Origin of the sequence: Streptomyces sp. NPDC002054 (genome assembly GCF_040296685.1) — a bacterium.
Classification (GTDB): Bacteria; Actinomycetota; Actinomycetes; order Streptomycetales; family Streptomycetaceae; genus Streptomyces.
In genome coordinates this window covers 64,574-80,201 of sequence record NZ_JBEOXT010000004.1, presented here as the reverse complement: position 1 = coordinate 80,201, position 15,628 = coordinate 64,574, and the positions used below count along the sequence as shown (strand labels likewise).

Genomic DNA, 15,628 nt, shown 5'->3' with positions numbered 1-15,628 from the left:
TCAACTTCCCCCCAGCCGGAAGCGGAAGAACGAGGCCGCGGTGCGGGCCAGGATCCACAGGTCCTGCCAGAGCGACCAGGTGTCGATGTAGTGGTTGTCGAACCGGGCCCGGTCCTCGATGGAGGTGTCCCCGCGCAGGCCGTTGATCTGGGCCAGCCCGGTGATGCCGACCGGCATCCGGTGGCGGGCCTCGTACCCCGGGTGCACGGAGGAGAACTTCGCGACGAAGAACGGGCGTTCGGGGCGCGGGCCGACCAGGCTCATGTCACCGCGGACCACGTTCCACAGCTGCGGCAGCTCGTCCAGCGAGGACTTGCGCAGGAAGGAGCCGACCGGGCTCATCCGGTTGTCGCCCGCCACCGTCCAGCGGGTGGCGGACTCGTGTTCGTCGGCGCGCAGGGTGCGGAACTTCAGCAGGGTGAAGGGGCGCCCGTAGAGGCCGACCCGTTCCTGACGGAAGATCACCCCCGGTCCGTCGGCGAGGCGTACGGCGAGCGCGCACAGGCCCATCACGGGCGCCGCCGCGATCAGGGCGAGGGCGGCCAGGGTGGTGTCGATGGCCCGCTTGGCCCAGCGCTCCAGCGGCCGGGCGGGGCGCGGCAGCAGCGGCTGCACGGCGTAGCCCCACAGCTGGTCGGCGGGCTGGGCCACCCGCATGCCGGTGACCTTGGCGGTGCCGGCCGGGTCGGCGAGCCAGAGCCGGCAGCCGTGGTCGTGGAAGAGCCGGACCAGGGAGGCGGTGCGCTCGTCGGCCTCGGGCGGGCGGGTGAACACCGCGTGCCGTACCGCGTTCTGGATGACCGCGCGGCGGATGTCCTCGTGGGTGGCGAGCCGGGGCAGCGCGCCGCCCGGCCCGCCCGGGCCGCCTTCTTCGCCGTCGGCGGGCGCGGTCTCGGCGAGGCCGACCGGGCGCAGGCCGTACTCGGGGCGGCCGTGCAGGGCGGCGGCCACCGCGCCGGCGCCGGTGGCGGAGCCGACCACCAGGGTGGAGGAGGGGCGGTGGACGGCCTGCCGGCGGCGCAGCCGGTGGACGAACCCCCGCCCGGCACAGGCGAGTACGGTGTGCAGGCAGACGGCGGCGAGGAGCACGCTCCAGCCGAGGACGGCCCCGGCGTGCGCGGCGGCCAGGACGGCCGCGACGGAGCACCAGAGCACCGCCGTCCGCCCGGCCAGCGCGGGCAGTTCGAGCAGTGCGGAGGGCGCAAGCCGGGGCCGGTACAGCCCGGCCTGCGCGGTCAGGGCGACGGCAGGCAGGGCCAACAGGGCCGGCCAGGCCGGCAGGACCTCAAGGGCCTCCCCGACGCCGGCCGCTCCGGCGGCCCCGTCCGCCACGGCCAGGGCGGGCACCGCGGCGGCGGTCAGTACGGCGGCCAGTGCGTCGGCGGTGAGCAGCGGGGCGACCCCGTCGTGGCGGCGTACCCGGCGGGGCCGGACGGCCGGGCGGGCCTGGCCGGCCTGGGGCCCGCGCGGCGGGTGGATGGCGGTCACCGACGGGCGGACGGCGGTGGCGGGCTGTGTGCCGCCGCGCCCCGAGTGCGGTGCGTGTGCGCTGTCCATCGTCATCGGCTGTTGCGCTCCTGGTTCAAGGGCTTGGGGGTACCCCCGGCGGGGCCGGGGGAAGGGTCCCCCCGGCGGAGTCCGGGAGAGGGCCTGCCCAGCAGTTCGTGGTACAGGCCCGTGACCGCGTCGGTGGTCCGCCGCACGTCGAGGTCGGTCCGGGCGTGCTGCTGCGCCTGCCGGCCCAGCTCTTCGAGCAGGCCCGGGTCGGCGAGCAGTGCGCCCAGTGCCTTGGCCAGGGCCGTCGGCTGCTCCGGCGGTACCAGGCAGTGGCGGCCCTGGCCGGGCGGCAGGCTTTCCCGGGCCCCGCTGACGTCGGAGACCAGGACCGGCCGGCCACAGGCCATGGCTTCGAGCGGGGCGAGCGCCATGCCTTCCCAGCGCGACGGCAGTACAACGAGATCGGCGGCCCGAAGCCACGGGCGGATGTCGGCGGCGGCACCCGCAAAGAGCACCCCGGGTGGGGCCGTTCGGCGGAGCCGTTCGGCATCGGGGCCGTCGCCCACCAGGGCGAGCCGGGCGCCGGGGACCGCGCCGAGCACCTCCCGCCAGGCGTGCAGCAGTACGTCCTGGCCCTTCTGCTGGCAGAGCCGGCCCACGCAGACGGCGAGCGGCCCGTCGCCCCGGAGGGCGGCGGGCAGCGGCAGTCCGGCGCGGGCGGCGGCCTTGTCCTGTCCGGGGTCCGGGCCGCCGGGCCGGAAGTGCTCCAGGTCCACTCCGTTGCGTACGACGGACCACTGCGCGGCGATGCCGGCGGACTCCCCGGCGCGCCGTTCGGCCTCGCTGACACAGAGCACCCGGTCGGCCCAACGAGCCCCGAACCGCTCCCATCTGAGGGCGAGTGCGGCGGTGGTACCGCCGACCGCGTCGAAGGACCAGGCGTGCGGCTGGAAGACGGTGGGCACGGTGCCGCGGACGGCGAGCCGGCCGGCCAGTCCGGCCTTGGCGCTGTGGGCGTGCAGGACGTCGGGGCGGATCCGCCGGATGAGCCGGGCCGCGCCGAGGGCCTCGGCGGCGAGCCCGGGGCCGGGCGCGCGGCCGGCCCGCCAGGGCAGCACCTCGGCTCCGGCGTCCCGGGCGTCCTCGGCGAGCACCCCGCCGCGCGGGCAGGCCACGACGGTGCGCAGGCCCGCGGCGGTCTGAGCGCGGACGAGGTCGGTGACGACCCGGGCGACCCCGCCCTCCACGGGCTGCACAAGATGGAAAACGGTCACATGATCTGACAGCACGACGAAGAGGCCTCCGTGGTCTCCGTACGTTTCAGCGGCGCGCGTCTGCCTGTACGAAAAGCACGCCGAGGAAATGTCCCTGACTTTCACCTGCGAACGAGAAGCGCAGGCTGCGGGCGCCACTGGACAGCGCGGGGCTCAGATCGAACACATCCGCGTCATACCCCAGGTTATTCACATGTTCGGGCTGTCGCCTGAACGAGGGACGTCCGAATTCTGTGATAGTAGAATTCATCACATCATTGAAGGGGTTTTCCGCGTCACTGAGACCCACCCTCCGGCCACTGTCGGCGGTCACGGTGAGTGAGTCCCCCAGGGTCCCGCGGTCCCCGTCGTAGCCGACGACCCCCGCCGTCCCGGTGCCCCGGGCCGGCACGTCCAGCCCGTCGATCTGCACCGTGGCGGCGGCACCCTCGCGGTCACCGGAGACCGGCGCCTCGAACCCGTCCCAGAGCGAGACCCGGCGCAGCGGCTCCTGCGGGTGCTCGTAGGCGACCACCAGCGTCCAGCCGCCCCAGGCACCGGTCTGCGAGTGGCCCATGGCGATGTTGAGCTGAGCCACCGTCCACATCCCGGCACCGCCCTTGCGGACCAGCTGGGTCACATCGGCGGAGGCCTGGTAGGCATCGCTGCCCTCATCGGTCCGGTGTCCGATCACGGTGTCTGCCAGCACGTCCTTGTACGAGCCGCCCGGTTCGGCGACCAGCACCCGGCCGTTGTCCTCGGGCGGCTTCTGCTCACCGACCCGCAGGTTCCCGCCCCAGTACAGGCGCGCGTACGAGACCTTGGCACCCGTCGGGACCTTCAGCTCGGCCCGGGTGGAGTTGTAGGTGTCCGGGTCCTTGTCGACCTCGCTGTAGAACATCTCGAACTCGCTGTTGACCCCTGCCGCACCCTTCTTCACCTCGGCGCACGGCGCGGCATCCTCGGCCGCCTCCTTGCGGCAGCTGATCCCGGAGTTGGAGGCCCGGACCAGCCCGCCGTGCTGCACGGCCTGATAACGCTGTGTGAACTGGATCCGGGGCAATTCCTTCGGCGCCGGAGCGGCTGCGGCGCCGGTGGCCGGCGCGTTGAGCGAAAGAGCGAGGGAGGACACAAGACCGAGTGCGCCGAGGATTCTGCGGGAGGAACCCATGACCCTGTCACCATTTTCGATCATTGGGACGAAACAGTTCCGCACTTTGTCAGAAATCGAGCGCGAAATCACGCCGGACTCGCTCGTACGGCCTTTTGGGCGATCACGCACACCCTCCCGGATGGCAGGTCGTTACGGAGTGCCTGCCGCCGTTCGAACCCGGGAACACGCGGCCGTCAACGCGGGCCGGGGATAGCGGCATCCGAGTGAAGCCACGCAACCCAAACCGGTCCCGGACCGTTGATCCGGTCGCTCCTGTACCGGGCAATCCTTCAGAAATGGGACGACAGTGATCAAGAAGATGATGGCCACCGCGGCGGTCGCCGCCGGCGTTGTGGGCATGGGCTCGGCCCAGGCGATGGCTATCGGCAACGACAACGGCATCAACACCGTGAACGGCAACGGCGCCTCGCAGATCTACGGCAACCAGGCCACCTACGGCAAGATGAGCCCGCAGATGGCGCTGATCCAGGGCTCGCTCAACAAGCCCTGCATCGCCCTCCCGGCCAAGGCCAACCTGCAGTCGCTGGTCGGTGCCACTCCCATCGGCGTCCAGGACATCCCGATCCTGTCCAGCCCGCAGAACCAGCAGTGCACCGAGAACTCCACCCAGGCCAAGGGCGACGAGGCCCTCTCGCACATCCTGGACAACATCCCGATCCTCTCCGGCAACGTCTCCGCCGGCAGCTGATCACGCTCCACCGGCGAGGCCGTCGCACCTTCGGGCGCGGCGGCCTCGCCGCGTGCAGGCCTCCCCATAACCGAATCCGGCCGCACAATTCCGACCCCACAGGCAACGGGGTGAATTACTTCCGGACTCCGCGAAATGCGCGGTTGCTTTTCCCGGCGCGGCTCGTTGTTATTTCTGCAGCGGCAAACGTCGCTACGGGAAGGATCGAAATCAAATGAAGTACAAGAAGGCAGTCGTGCTCGCCGCCGGTGTCCTGATGGCTGCCGGTTCCGCCGCCCCCGCGATGGCCGACGCCGACGCCAGCGGCAAGGCCGCCCACTCCCCCGGCGTCGCCTCCGGCAACCTGGTCCAGGTCCCCGTGAACATCCCGATCAACATCTGCGGCAACAGCCTGAACGGTGCCGCGCTGCTGAACCCCGCGTTCGGCAACACCTGCATCAACTTCTGATCCAGCGCGCCCGGCGCCGGTGCCCGGAAGGGCAGACCTCCTCGGAGTGGCCTCGGAGTGTACGGCGGTGCACTCCGAGGCCACCTTCGATTCAGCACCGGCAGCAGCGCCGGTAGACAGGGAAGGACCCATGCGACAGGTACTGAGCCGACAGGTACTGAGCAAGGGAGTGCTCACGGCAGCAGCCGCCTCCGGCCTGCTGTCGATCGCGGGCGGCGCCGCGTTCGCCACCCACAACGGAGCGACCGCCGAAGCCTCGCATTCGCCGGGAGTACTGGCGGGCAACAGCGTTTCGGTCCCGGTCACCTTCTCGCCGAACGTATGCGGCAACACGGTGGATCCGGCCGGCGTACTGAACCCCGCCTTCGGCAACAACTGCGTGAACGGGACCGGCGGGGACGGGGACTTCGACTACTCCCGCCACCTGAGCCCGGAGCACGCCGAGGCCTTCGAGCAGTACCTGCACGAGCAGGAGCCCGCGCCCCGGCAGGAACCGCGCCATGAACCCCGGCATGAACCGCGGCATGAACCCCGGCATGAGCCCCGGCAGGAATCGCGGCCCGAGCCCCGCCCCGACCCCCGGCACCAGCCGCACCAGGACGGACACGACGGCCCCGGGAAGGGCGAGCAGGAAGAGGAGGAGTGCGACGACCACCCGCCGGCCCCCACGCCGCCGGTGCACCACACTCCCCCCGCCCCGCCCCGCGGCAGCAACGTCGTCGAGCACCCGGCCGTTCCGGTGGCCCCGCCCGCCGATCAGCCTCCGGCCCCGCCGGCCCGCGACCTTCCGGTCGAGGTGCCCCAGGCTCCCGCCCCCGTACCGGAGGCCGGTCCGGCGGTGACCCCGCCGGCCGCCCCGCTGCCGGCCCCGGCCCCCGCGCCCGCCCCGGTCGCGGAGGTCCCGATGCTGGCCGAGACCGGCGCCGGTTCCCCGGCGGCCCTGGCCGGCCTCGCCACCGCCCTCCTGCTCGGCGGGTCCATCCTCTACCGGCGGTCCCGTATCAACTGATTCATCCGAAAACATCAGAAACACGAAAGAATATGCGGCCGGAGAATTCGCACGTCGGGATTCTCCGGCCGCATGAGTTTCCGCAGCCGGACGGGATCGTTAGCCAGGGCGATAGTGGCGCGAGGGTCGCCACGGGAAAAGGATTCCGAAAATGAAGTATTCGAAGGCCGCTGCCGTCGTCGCCGGTTCCGTCGCCGCGCTCGCGGCCTCCGCCGTCGCCCCCGCCCTCGCCGCGGACGGAGGCACGATGCCGCCGATGAGCCTGAACGGCGGGGTGACCGACACGCTGAACGCCGCCGCGCCGGTGACCGCGAACCTTCCCCAGTACGTCGGCGCCGGCCTGGCCGAGCAGGCCGAAACCGTCGAGCCGGTCCTCGGTGCGGTGGAGGACGTGAACAAGCTCCGCAACACCGCCTCCCCCGGGAAGGTGCTGGAGTCCGCCAACCTGGTCGGCCAGGTCGCCCCCATGCTCGGCGGGCTGCACGTGAACGGCGGCCAGGGCTGACCCTCGCCCCCGGTCCGTACAACTGTGGGCGCCACCGGCGATGCCGGTGGCGCCCACAGTGTTTCGGATCCGACGGATCGAAGGATCAGTCGTTGATGCAGACGTTGCCGAACGCGGGGTTCAGGGCGCCGACGAGGCTCACCGAGTTGCCGCAGAGGTTGATCGGAATGTGCACCGGGACCTGGACCAGGTTGCCCGAGAGGACACCGGGGGAACCGATGGCCGCGCCCTCGGCCTTGGAGTCGGCGACGGAGGCACCCGCGGCACCGGCGACAGCGAGACCGGCACCGGCCAGGGCTACGACGGCCTTCTTGGCAGTGTTCATGGGAAGTGCACCTTCTGTTCGATGTTATGCCCCGATCCGGGGCTCACACCGAGCGAAACGTCCCGGCTCCCGGGACGACACGGCTCCGGGGGCAAGACGACCTGTTCAGCCCAATGGCCGTAACCACGGCCGGTCGCGACCGTTACGTGGTGCCGCCCACCGGCAGGACGGAGGGCGGGGCGATCGCAGGGAGTTCGGGGACGATCTCCGGAAGCTCGGGCACGATCTCGACCGGCGTTACCGGTGTCGGCACTGCCGGCACTGCTGGCACTGCCGGCAGGGCCGGCGGGGTCAGCGGTGGCAGCTGCGGGACCTCCACTCCGGGGATCGACGGCAGGGTGACGCCCGGGATGTTGAGGTCCGGCAGTCCAACCTCCGGAAGGGTGATCTCCGGAAGGGTGATGTCGGGCAGCGTGACCCCCGCCGGCAGGAGCCCCCTGATCGCCTCGAGGATGCTGTTCACGAAGTCGTCGATCGGTCCTGCCGCCGCCGCCCGCGGAGCGGCGGCACGTTCTGCATCGAGGGCGCTCGCGGGGCCGGCCGAGCCCAAGAGTATGGCGGCGGCGAGGGTGGTGGGGACAAGTACGCGAGTCGCCTTCTTGAGGTGCATGGGCGTTCCTTCTGCTGGGCGTGCAGGACGGACACCAGCGGTCCGCTTCCTCACCCACCGTGCGAACACCCGCTACGGACTGCAACACGATCTTGATGGCCTGCGGGGTGCGTACGGGCGTCGCGCAGGCGTCCGGGCCCGGCTCACCCGGGGTGGGGAAAAGGTGCACCCGGACGAGCCGTTTGAGTGAAGCAGCGGAACCAACCCCGGACCGGGCAGTTGATCAGGGCGCTCCATCAGCGGGCACTCGTGCGACAAAAGGACCGAAATGCTCAAGAAGATCATGGCCGCTGCCGCAACCACCGCCGCGGTGGTCGGCGCGGGCGCCGCGATGGCCGCCCCGGCAATGGCCATCGGCAACGACAACGGCGTCAACACCGTCAACGGCAACGGTAGCCAGCAGATCTACGGCAACCAGAAGACCCACGGCGACATGAGCCCGCAGTTCAGCGCGATCCAGGGCACACTCAACAAGCCCTGCATCGCCCTGCCCGTCAAGGTGAACGCCCAGTCGCTGGCCGGTCTCACGCCCATCGGCGTCCAGGACATCAACGTCCTGTCCAACCCGCAGAACCAGCAGTGCACCGAGAACTCCACCCAGGCCAAGGGTGACGAGCCGCTCTCGCACATCCTCAGCAACATCCCGATCCTCTCCGGCAACGCCTCGATCGGCAGCTGACCCAGCTCCCCCTTCCGGTCCGGGCTTCCGACGCCCGTGTGGAGCGATGCGGTGATGTGACGGTGATGTGACGAGGGCCCCGGCAGCCACCAGCTGCCGGGGCCCTCGTACGGTGCCCGCGGGTCCCGGGTCCCGCCTAGCCGGTCCAGAACTCCCACCACCTGGTGAGGATCAGCATGCCGATCACTCCGAGGTGCAGGGCCGGCGGCGCCCAGCCGAAGTCCGCGAAGAAGGCCCGCAGCGGGGCGGGCGCGGGCAGGATGCCGGTCCGGACGGTGTGCGCGGTCACCGCCCAGAACATGAGCAGCGTCGCCACCCAGGCCAGACAGCACCACAGGCACAGCGCGTTGATCTCATAGAGCGACTGGACCATCAGCCAGCCGCAGAAGCCGGTCCCGAACAACGTGCCGGCGTTCAATCCCAGCCAGAACCAGCCCCGGTAGCGGGCGCCCGCCAGCAGGCCCGCGCCGACGCACACCACCATCGCGTAGGCGACCAGTCCGAGCATCGGATTGGGGAAGCCGAACGCGGCGGCCTGCTCGCTCTTCATCACGCTGCCGCAGGAAATGACCGGGTTCAGACTGCAGGCCGGCTTGAAGGACGGGTCCTCCAGCAGGTGGAACTTGTCCAGGGTGATGACCCAGGAGGCCAGCACTCCGGCGGCTCCGGTGACGGCCAGGAGCCAGGCCAACGCCCTTGATGGTGCGGGTGGTTCGCCGTCCGGGTGGCTGCGGGCCGGCCCCTGCTGGCGGGGGACGCCCACGGTGTTCGCTGTATTGGTTGCCATGTGGCCCATACTCCACCGATCCACCACAGACCGTGGCGAACCATGCTTTTCCATGCGCAAGTTGACCTGAAGGGGTGGCGGGAACCCCTGATGCTTCCCGGACGTTTTACCGAACCCCGGACGTGATGTCAGACCCAGGGGCTACGTTGAGCTTCCGCGAAGTGACAAGCTGCGACGGCCTGGAGACCCACCTTGAGCGATCCGTACGAGACAACCGAGGCCCACCTCGAACGACTCCTGGGCCGCGCCCTCAACTCCTTCGACCTGCCGGACCGACTGGTCGAGCACCTCGGCACCGCGCTCGCGCACAGCTCTTCGCTGTACAGCACGCACCACAGCCCGGCCTCGGGGCTGTGGCGGGAGACCCGCCGGCACACCTATCTGCTGGCCGACGGCACCTCGTCCTCCCTGTGGGAGCTGGCCTACCGGCAGGACGCGGACCGGGCCGTCCGGCACGAGGTGTTCGCCGGCCGGGCCGAGCTCTCGCTGGCCGTGAACCGGCTGTTCGGTGAGGCGGATCCGGCCACGCACGCGGAGTTCACGCTGCTGCCGGACGACCCGGAGGGGGCGGTGGACGATGTCGCGGTGCTGAGCGCGCTGTTCGCCGCCTCCGTCTCCACGCCGTTACAGAGGCACCGCGGCTATGCCGTGGACGAGTCCGCCGACCATGCCCGCCGGGTGCTGCGCCGGGCGGAGAACGCGGACCGGCCGGGTGCGGACACGGCCCGGGTGCTGCGGTCGGCGTATGCGCACCGGATCACGCAGGCGTTCGGCACCCGGCACTGCCTGGCGGACGGCCGGGACGCCGGATTCAGCCTCTACGAGCACGCGTTCATGCTGCTGGACGGGACCGAGCTCAGCCTGTGGGAGGTCGAGCACACGGCCACCCCCGACGGGCGGCACATGTGCGAGGTGTACGAGAGCGAGGCGGCTGCGCGCGAAGCGATGGAACTCCGCGCGCGGGTCCGCTGAGGACCTGCGGCCCGGTCAGGACAGGGCCAGGTCCAGTGGGACGTCCCGGGTCACCGTGACGGCGGACGGGCACAGGTCGGCCGGGGTGGGCATGGCGCTGCCCGGGAGGCCGGCCGCCGCCGCGCCGTGCGCCAGAGCCGAGGCCAGGGCGGCCGGACCGGTACCTCCCGCTATCAGGAAGCCGGCCAGCGAGGCATCGCCCGCGCCCACGTTGCTGCGGACGGTGGCGACCTCGGCCCTGCCGTAGTGGGTGCCGGATTCCTCGACCAGCAGCTGGCCGTCGGAGCCCAGGCTGGCCAGCACCGTGCCCGCGCCCAGTGCCCGGAGTTCCTCGGCGGCCTTGGCCACCTCGCCGAGGGTGGTCAGCGGGCGCCCGACCGCCTCGGCGAGCTCCGCGAGGTTCGGCTTGATCACTTCGGGGCGGGCGGGCAGGGCGGCGAGCAGGGCCGGGCCGGAGGTGTCCAGGGCGATGCGGACGCCCACCTCGTGGGCGCGGGCGACCAGGTCGGCGTACCACTCGGGCCGGAGGCCCCGGGGCAGGCTGCCGCAGCAGGCGATCCAGTCGGCCGTGGCGGCGTGGCCGCGGACGGTGTCGAGGAGCAGCGCGGACTCGTCGGCCGTGAGCTCGGGACCGGGCGCGTTGATCTTTGTGAGGGTGCCGTCGTGTTCGGCCAGAGAGATGTTGGAGCGGGTCTGGCCGGCCACGGACACCGCGGTGACGTCCACGCCCTGGGCGGTGAGGAGTTCGGCGATCAGGGCGCCGGGGGTGCCGCCCAGCGGGAGGACGGCGGTGGTGCGGAAGCCTGCGGCGGCGACGGCGCGGGAGACGTTGACTCCCTTGCCGCCCGGGTCGATCCGGTCGCCGGTGGCGCGGAGCACCTCGCCGCGGTCCAGGGAGGGGACCTCGTAGGTCCGGTCCAGGGAGGGGTTGGGCGTGACGGTGAGGATCATACGAGCACAACTTCCGTACCGGCGGCCTCGATCGCCGCTTTCTGTTCCGGGGCGAGCCCCGTGTCCGTGATGAGCAGGTCGACTTCGGCGAAGCCGGCGAACCGGGCGAAGTGTTCCTCGCCCGCCTTCGCGGAGTCGGCGAGCAGCACCACCCGGCGGGCGGCTGCGACCACGGCCCGTTTGACGGCCGCCTCGGCGAGGTCGGGGGTGGTCAGGCCGCCGTGGGCGGAGAAGCCGTTGGTGGCGACGAAGGCGACGTCCGCGCGGATCTCCGCGTAGGCGCGCAGGGCCCAGGCGTCCACGGCGGCGCGGGTGCGGTGCCGGACCCGGCCGCCGACCAGGTGCAGTTCGATGCCGGTGTGGTCGGCCAGCCGGGCGGCGACCGGCAGGGCGTGGGTGACCACGGTGAGGGCGGCATCGACGGGCAGGTCGGCGGCGAGCCGGGCGACGGTGGTGCCGGCATCGAGGATGGCGCTGCCGCCGTCGGGGATTTCGGCGAGGGCGGCCCGGGCGATGCGGGCCTTCTCGTCGGCGGCGGTGGCCTCGCGTTCGGTGAGGTCGGGCTCGAAGTCGAGGCGGCCGGCCGGGATGGCACCGCCGTGGACGCGGCGGACCAGGCCGGCCCGGTCCAGGGCCTTGAGGTCGCGGCGGACGGTCTCCGCGGTGACCTGGAACTGCTCGGCGAGGGACAGCACGTCGACCCGGCCCGCCTCGCGTGCGAGGCGGAGGATCTCCTGCTGACGCTCCGGTCCGTACATGTGGGTTTACCCCCGTTCGATGCCCGAATCTGTGGCTTTACTTAGACCATACGCCCACATGGCGGAGAAAACAAACAAAACGGGCATGTCCACCAACATAAGCGGACATGCCCGTGAGACGCGTGAGTGGTCCCGGGAGGCCTCAGCCCACCGGAGTCTTCTCGAGCGCCGGGCCGACCGGCGCCACGGCGGCACCCGCCTCGGCCTCGTGGCCCGCGCCCGGGGTGATCTGCCGGCGCGGCAGCGCGAACATCACCCCGAAGATGACGACCAGTACCGCGATCACCCACCACATCGCGTGCCGGAACGCCTCGACATGCGGCGCGCCGAGCACCAGATCGTTGTCGATCAGGCCGAAGTAGACCACCGAGGTCAGACCGAGCCCGAGCGCGTTGCCCATCTGCTGGGTGGTGTTGATCAGCCCGGAGGCGGAACCGGCGTGCTCGCGCGGCACCTCGGACAGGACCATGTCCGTCAGCGGGGCCACGATCAGACCCATGCCGAGGCCCAGCAGGATCAGCGGGGCGGCCATCTGCCAGGAGGTGATCTCCATGCCGTAGTGCTGGGACTCCCAGATGTAGAGGACCAGGGCACCGGCCATGATCAGCGCGCCCGCCTGGAGCACCTTGCGCCCGAACCGGGGCACCAGCTTCTGGACGGACATGCCGGCGGAGACCGAGACGGCCAGCGAGAAGGGGATGCCGGTGAGGCCGGACCGCAGGGCGCTCCAGCCCAGGCCCATCTGCATCATCAGCGTCCAGACCAGGAAGAAGATGCCGGTCGCGATGCCGAAGGTGACCTGGACGGCAATGCCGGCGGCGAAGCTCTTGACCTTGAAGAGGGAGAGCTCGACCAGCGGGGAGCCGTCCCGCGCAGTCTTGTACTTCTCGTACCCGATGAATGCGGCGGCCACCAGCGGCACGGCGCCCATGCAGAGGAAGCCCCACAGCGGCCAGTCGTTCTCGCGACCCTGGGTGAGCGGGTAGATCAGCATCACCATGGCGAGGGTGGCGAGCACCACGCCGACCAGGTCCAGGCGGAGGGCCTTCGGGGCCTTGGACTCGACGATGAACTTGCGGCCCAGGATCACACCGGCGATGCCGACCGGCAGGTTGATCAGGAAGATCGGGCGCCATTCGAGGCCGAACAGGTTCCACTCGGTGAGCAGGGCGCCCAGCATCGGCCCGGAGACCGCACCGAGGCCCACGATGGCCCCGAACATGCCGAAGACCTTGCCGCGCTCGTGCTCCGGGAACGTGACGTGGATGATCGCCAGCACCTGGGGCACCATCAGAGCTGCCATCGAGCCCTGGAGCAGGCGGGAGGCGACGAGCATGCCGGGGTTCGCGGCGATGCCGCAGAGCAGGGAAGCGGCGGTGAACCCGGCGATGCCGATCAGGAAGAGGCGCTTGCGGCCGTAGATGTCACCCAGCCGGCCTCCGGTGATCAGTCCGGCGGCGAACGCGAGGGCGTAGCCCGCGGTGATCCACTGGATGGCGCTGGTGGAGGCGCCGAGGTCGCTCCGCATGGCGGGTATGGCTATGTTGACGATCGTGACGTCGACCAGGTCCATGAAGGCGGCGGTCATCACGATGGCCAGGGCCAGCCAGCGCCGGCGGTCGGCGGGGTCGGTCGGCGTTTCTTCCGGTGCGGGCCCGAGGTCGTTCTCGGGCGATGTCTTGGACGTCTCGGTGCTCATGGAGAGAAACCTAGACGGCATGTAGGTCAGTTGGTGTCCTATTTGACTGGCAGCCTGGAGCCATGAACGACACCCCGGCCCGGCTGCTCACCCTGCTGTCCCTGCTCCAAACCCCGCGCGAGTGGCCGGGCAGTGAACTGGCGGAACGGCTGGGCGTCAGCACGCGCACCATCCGGCGGGACATCGACCGGCTCCGGGAGCTCGGCTACCCGGTGGAGGCCTCGCTCGGCGCGGAGGGCGGCTACCGCCTCGTCGCGGGCGCGGCAATGCCCCCGCTGCTGCTGGACGACGAGGAGGCGGTGGCCATCGCGGTGGGGCTGCGGGCGGGGGCCGGGCATGCCATCGAAGGGGTCGAGGAGGCTTCCGTACGGGCCCTGGCCAAGCTGGAACAGGTCCTGCCGGCCCGGCTGCGGCACCGGGTGAGCGCGCTGCAGTCGGCGACCGTCGCCCTGACCCGGGGCGACGGGGCGAGCATCGATCCGCGCACGCTGACGGTGATGGCCGGGGCGGTGGCCGGGCAGGAGCGGCTGCGGTTCGCCTACCGCGCGGGCGACGGGGCCGAGTCCCGGCGGCGGGTGGAGCCGTACCGGCTCGTCAGTACGGGGCGGCGGTGGTACCTGGTGGCGTACGACCTGGATCGGGAGGACTGGCGGACCTTCCGGGTGGACCGGGTGACGCAGCCGTTCCTGACGGGGGTGCGGTTCACGGCGCGGGAGCTGCCGATGGGGGATGCCGTGGCCTTCGTCCGGAAGGGTCTGCAGGGCGGCAGCGTCTACCGGGCCGAGGTGGTGTTCGCGGCGGCGCCGGAGGCCGTGCCGGACTGGCTCGGCACGCCCGAGCCGGATGCCGCGTCGGGCGGCTGCCGGGTGCGGTTCGAGACTGCCGACGCCCCGGAGTGGGTGGCGGCCCGGCTGGCCCTGACCGGGCTGGAATTCACGGTACGGGAGCCGGCCGCGCTGGTCAGGAGCGCGGCCGTGCTGGGCGCCGCACTGACCCGGGCGGCGGGCGCGGCGGTCTGAACGGGCGCGGCGGAAAGCCCCGGCACCAGGGGGGGAAGAGGTGCCGGGGCGGTCTGTGGGACGCGGGGCCGGAACCGGGTGGTCCCGGCCCGACGGGACACCGTGCTTAAGCGACCGCGTCGAAGCCGGTGTCGCGGGCCATCCGCTTGAGCTCCAGCAGTGCGTGCTTCTCGATCTGCCGGATCCGCTCGCGGGTCAGCCCGTGCTGCTTGCCGACCTCCGTCAGCGTCCGCTCGCGCCCGTCCTCGATGCCGTACCGCATCTTGATGATGGACGCCGTCCGCTGATCGAGCTTGCCGATCAGGTCTTCCAGCTCCTCACTGCGGAGCAGGGACAGCACCGACTGCTCGGGGGAGATCGCCGAGGTGTCCTCCAGCAGGTCACCGAACTGCGTCTCGCCTTCGTCGTCCACGGACATGTTCAGGCTGACCGGGTCGCGCGCCCAGTCCAGGACGTCGCCCACGCGCTGCTCGGTGGAGTCGAGCTCGGCGGCGATCTCCGCGTGCTCCGGCTCGCGGCCGTTCTCCCGGTTGAACTCGCGCTGCACCCGGCGGATCCGGCCGAGCTCCTCGACCAGGTGGACGGGGAGGCGGATGGTGCGGGACTGGTCGGCGATGGAGCGGGTGATGGCCTGGCGGATCCACCAGGTCGCGTACGTGGAGAACTTGAAGCCCTTGGCGTAGTCGAACTTCTCGACGGCGCGCACCAGGCCGGCATTGCCTTCCTGGATCAGGTCGAGCAGCGGCAGGCCGCTGCGGGGATAGCGGCGGGCGACGGCGACGACCAGGCGGAGGTTGGAGCGGATGAAGATCTCCTTGGCGCGCTCGCCCTCGGCGGCGATCGCCTCCAGCTCCTCGCGCGCGGCGGCGGTCCCGGTGAGCTCCGCGACCTCGCCGTCGAGGAGCTGCTGGGCATACACCCCCGCCTCGATGATCTGGGACAGCTCCACTTCCCTGGCGGCATCGAGCAGCGGGGTGCGCGCGATCTCGTCCAGATACATCCCGACCAGGTCGCGGTCGGCGATTTCGCCGCCGGCGGCTCGACTGCTGCCGGCGGACTGACGACGGGCGACGGCGCGGGTTGCCATGCGTGCTCCCTTGCGATGAGTTCGGTCGCGGTGTGGCGGTGTGGCTGCCGGAACACTCTCCCGAGTGCCCTGCATCCGAAGGAAACAACGACTGGAATCGGGACAGAATTCCCACGCGCCGACCCAATTTTCGAGATCTTGCAGTATCCTGCCCCGCCACCGCGGGG

At 71.3% G+C, this 15,628-nt stretch carries 17 protein-coding genes; 7 read left to right on the top strand and 10 right to left on the bottom strand.

Features of this window, described 5'->3' with window-relative positions:
- From ABT123_RS04990 to ABT123_RS04980, 3 genes are read right to left on the bottom strand one after another with little or no spacing between them, the layout of a single operon-like run.
- Nucleotides 1-1,563: an exopolysaccharide biosynthesis polyprenyl glycosylphosphotransferase gene (locus ABT123_RS04990; RefSeq protein ID WP_351309882.1), complete on the bottom strand. Its 1,563-nt coding sequence runs from the start codon at nt 1,561-1,563 to the stop codon at nt 1-3.
- On the bottom strand, nt 1,560-2,786 hold the full coding sequence (locus ABT123_RS04985) for a glycosyltransferase family 4 protein (protein WP_351309880.1): 1,227 nt from the start codon (nt 2,784-2,786) through the stop codon (nt 1,560-1,562). Before ABT123_RS04985 ends, ABT123_RS04990 begins: the two co-directional genes overlap by 4 nt.
- A 31-nt stretch (nt 2,787-2,817) precedes the next feature.
- Complete coding sequence (locus ABT123_RS04980; RefSeq protein WP_351309878.1) at nt 2,818-3,921, bottom strand: DUF3344 domain-containing protein; 1,104 nt, start codon at nt 3,919-3,921, stop codon at nt 2,818-2,820.
- A 289-nt stretch (nt 3,922-4,210) separates the two neighbouring features.
- Here ABT123_RS04980 and ABT123_RS04975 point away from each other — a divergent pair, with 289 nt between their 5' ends.
- From ABT123_RS04975 to ABT123_RS04960, 4 genes are all read left to right on the top strand, one after another.
- Nucleotides 4,211-4,612 (top strand): rodlin, encoded by a 402-nt coding sequence (locus tag ABT123_RS04975; protein WP_351309876.1) that lies wholly within the window; start codon nt 4,211-4,213, stop codon nt 4,610-4,612.
- Between the two features lie 214 nt (nt 4,613-4,826).
- Entirely contained in the window at nt 4,827-5,060 is a 234-nt protein-coding gene (locus tag ABT123_RS04970) for a chaplin (protein ID WP_351309874.1), read from the top strand.
- Between the two features lie 130 nt (nt 5,061-5,190).
- A complete protein-coding gene (locus ABT123_RS04965; protein WP_351309872.1) occupies nt 5,191-6,069 on the top strand; it encodes a chaplin in 879 nt (292 codons plus the stop codon).
- Nucleotides 6,070-6,220: 151 nt separating this feature from the next.
- A complete protein-coding gene (locus tag ABT123_RS04960; RefSeq protein ID WP_351309870.1) occupies nt 6,221-6,574 on the top strand; it encodes a hypothetical protein in 354 nt (117 codons plus the stop codon).
- An 85-nt stretch (nt 6,575-6,659) separates the two neighbouring features.
- Here the strand turns inward: ABT123_RS04960 and ABT123_RS04955 are convergent, their stop codons facing one another.
- A complete protein-coding gene (locus tag ABT123_RS04955) occupies nt 6,660-6,899 on the bottom strand; it encodes a chaplin (protein WP_351309868.1) in 240 nt (79 codons plus the stop codon).
- Nucleotides 6,900-7,041: 142 nt separating this feature from the next.
- Entirely contained in the window at nt 7,042-7,509 is a 468-nt protein-coding gene (locus ABT123_RS04950; RefSeq protein ID WP_351309866.1) for a hypothetical protein, read from the bottom strand.
- A gap of 268 nt (nt 7,510-7,777) precedes the next feature.
- Here ABT123_RS04950 and ABT123_RS04945 point away from each other — a divergent pair, with 268 nt between their 5' ends.
- Nucleotides 7,778-8,188 carry a rodlin gene (locus ABT123_RS04945; protein WP_351309864.1) on the top strand — a complete coding sequence of 137 codons (411 nt, stop codon included), beginning with the start codon at nt 7,778-7,780 and terminating at the stop codon, nt 8,186-8,188.
- A gap of 136 nt (nt 8,189-8,324) precedes the next feature.
- Here the strand turns inward: ABT123_RS04945 and ABT123_RS04940 are convergent, their stop codons facing one another.
- Nucleotides 8,325-8,975: a vitamin K epoxide reductase family protein gene (locus ABT123_RS04940; RefSeq protein WP_502970867.1), complete on the bottom strand. Its 651-nt coding sequence runs from the start codon at nt 8,973-8,975 to the stop codon at nt 8,325-8,327.
- Between the two features lie 192 nt (nt 8,976-9,167).
- On the opposite strand from ABT123_RS04940, the gene ABT123_RS04935 reads away from it, so the two are divergent.
- Nucleotides 9,168-9,947: a DUF6227 family protein gene (locus tag ABT123_RS04935; RefSeq protein ID WP_351309860.1), complete on the top strand. Its 780-nt coding sequence runs from the start codon at nt 9,168-9,170 to the stop codon at nt 9,945-9,947.
- A 15-nt stretch (nt 9,948-9,962) separates the two neighbouring features.
- On the opposite strand, the gene pfkB is transcribed toward ABT123_RS04935, so the two are convergent.
- The 3 genes from pfkB to ABT123_RS04920 all read right to left on the bottom strand — a co-directional run bounded on the left by pfkB (nt 9,963) and on the right by ABT123_RS04920 (nt 13,355).
- Nucleotides 9,963-10,898, bottom strand: coding sequence for a 1-phosphofructokinase (gene pfkB / locus ABT123_RS04930; RefSeq protein ID WP_351309858.1), 936 nt, complete (start codon nt 10,896-10,898; stop codon nt 9,963-9,965).
- Nucleotides 10,895-11,656, bottom strand: coding sequence for a DeoR/GlpR family DNA-binding transcription regulator (locus ABT123_RS04925; RefSeq protein ID WP_351309857.1), 762 nt, complete (start codon nt 11,654-11,656; stop codon nt 10,895-10,897). The genes pfkB and ABT123_RS04925 overlap by 4 nt, the downstream gene beginning before the upstream one ends.
- A 142-nt stretch (nt 11,657-11,798) precedes the next feature.
- Nucleotides 11,799-13,355, bottom strand: coding sequence for an MFS transporter (locus ABT123_RS04920; RefSeq protein WP_502970866.1), 1,557 nt, complete (start codon nt 13,353-13,355; stop codon nt 11,799-11,801).
- 62 nt (nt 13,356-13,417) lie between these two features.
- Here ABT123_RS04920 and ABT123_RS04915 point away from each other — a divergent pair, with 62 nt between their 5' ends.
- Nucleotides 13,418-14,374, top strand: a complete 957-nt coding sequence (locus tag ABT123_RS04915; RefSeq protein WP_351309855.1) for a helix-turn-helix transcriptional regulator — start codon at nt 13,418-13,420, stop codon at nt 14,372-14,374.
- Between the two features lie 106 nt (nt 14,375-14,480).
- Here ABT123_RS04915 and ABT123_RS04910 read toward each other — a convergent pair whose 3' ends face one another.
- Nucleotides 14,481-15,461 (bottom strand): sigma-70 family RNA polymerase sigma factor, encoded by a 981-nt coding sequence (locus ABT123_RS04910; RefSeq protein ID WP_351309853.1) that lies wholly within the window; start codon nt 15,459-15,461, stop codon nt 14,481-14,483.
- Between the last annotated feature and the right edge of the window lie 167 nt (nt 15,462-15,628).

Bases quoted from the DNA above. Each gene is read 5' to 3' on its own strand.
- ABT123_RS04990 (WP_351309882.1), bottom strand. From the start codon at position 1,563: ATGACGATGGACAGCGCACACGCACCGCACTCGGGGCGCGGCGGCACA.
- ABT123_RS04955 (WP_351309868.1), bottom strand. From the start codon at position 6,899: ATGAACACTGCCAAGAAGGCCGTCGTAGCCCTGGCCGGTGCCGGTCTC.
- ABT123_RS04945 (WP_351309864.1), top strand. From the start codon at position 7,778: ATGCTCAAGAAGATCATGGCCGCTGCCGCAACCACCGCCGCGGTGGTC.
- ABT123_RS04970 (WP_351309874.1), top strand. From the start codon at position 4,827: ATGAAGTACAAGAAGGCAGTCGTGCTCGCCGCCGGTGTCCTGATGGCT.
- ABT123_RS04980 (WP_351309878.1), bottom strand. From the start codon at position 3,921: ATGGGTTCCTCCCGCAGAATCCTCGGCGCACTCGGTCTTGTGTCCTCC.
- ABT123_RS04920 (WP_502970866.1), bottom strand. From the start codon at position 13,355: ATGAGCACCGAGACGTCCAAGACATCGCCCGAGAACGACCTCGGGCCC.
- pfkB (WP_351309858.1), bottom strand. From the start codon at position 10,898: ATGATCCTCACCGTCACGCCCAACCCCTCCCTGGACCGGACCTACGAG.
- ABT123_RS04940 (WP_502970867.1), bottom strand. From the start codon at position 8,975: ATGGCAACCAATACAGCGAACACCGTGGGCGTCCCCCGCCAGCAGGGG.
- ABT123_RS04910 (WP_351309853.1), bottom strand. From the start codon at position 15,461: ATGGCAACCCGCGCCGTCGCCCGTCGTCAGTCCGCCGGCAGCAGTCGA.
- ABT123_RS04965 (WP_351309872.1), top strand. From the start codon at position 5,191: ATGCGACAGGTACTGAGCCGACAGGTACTGAGCAAGGGAGTGCTCACG.
- ABT123_RS04925 (WP_351309857.1), bottom strand. From the start codon at position 11,656: ATGTACGGACCGGAGCGTCAGCAGGAGATCCTCCGCCTCGCACGCGAG.
- ABT123_RS04950 (WP_351309866.1), bottom strand. From the start codon at position 7,509: ATGCACCTCAAGAAGGCGACTCGCGTACTTGTCCCCACCACCCTCGCC.
- ABT123_RS04960 (WP_351309870.1), top strand. From the start codon at position 6,221: ATGAAGTATTCGAAGGCCGCTGCCGTCGTCGCCGGTTCCGTCGCCGCG.
- ABT123_RS04915 (WP_351309855.1), top strand. From the start codon at position 13,418: ATGAACGACACCCCGGCCCGGCTGCTCACCCTGCTGTCCCTGCTCCAA.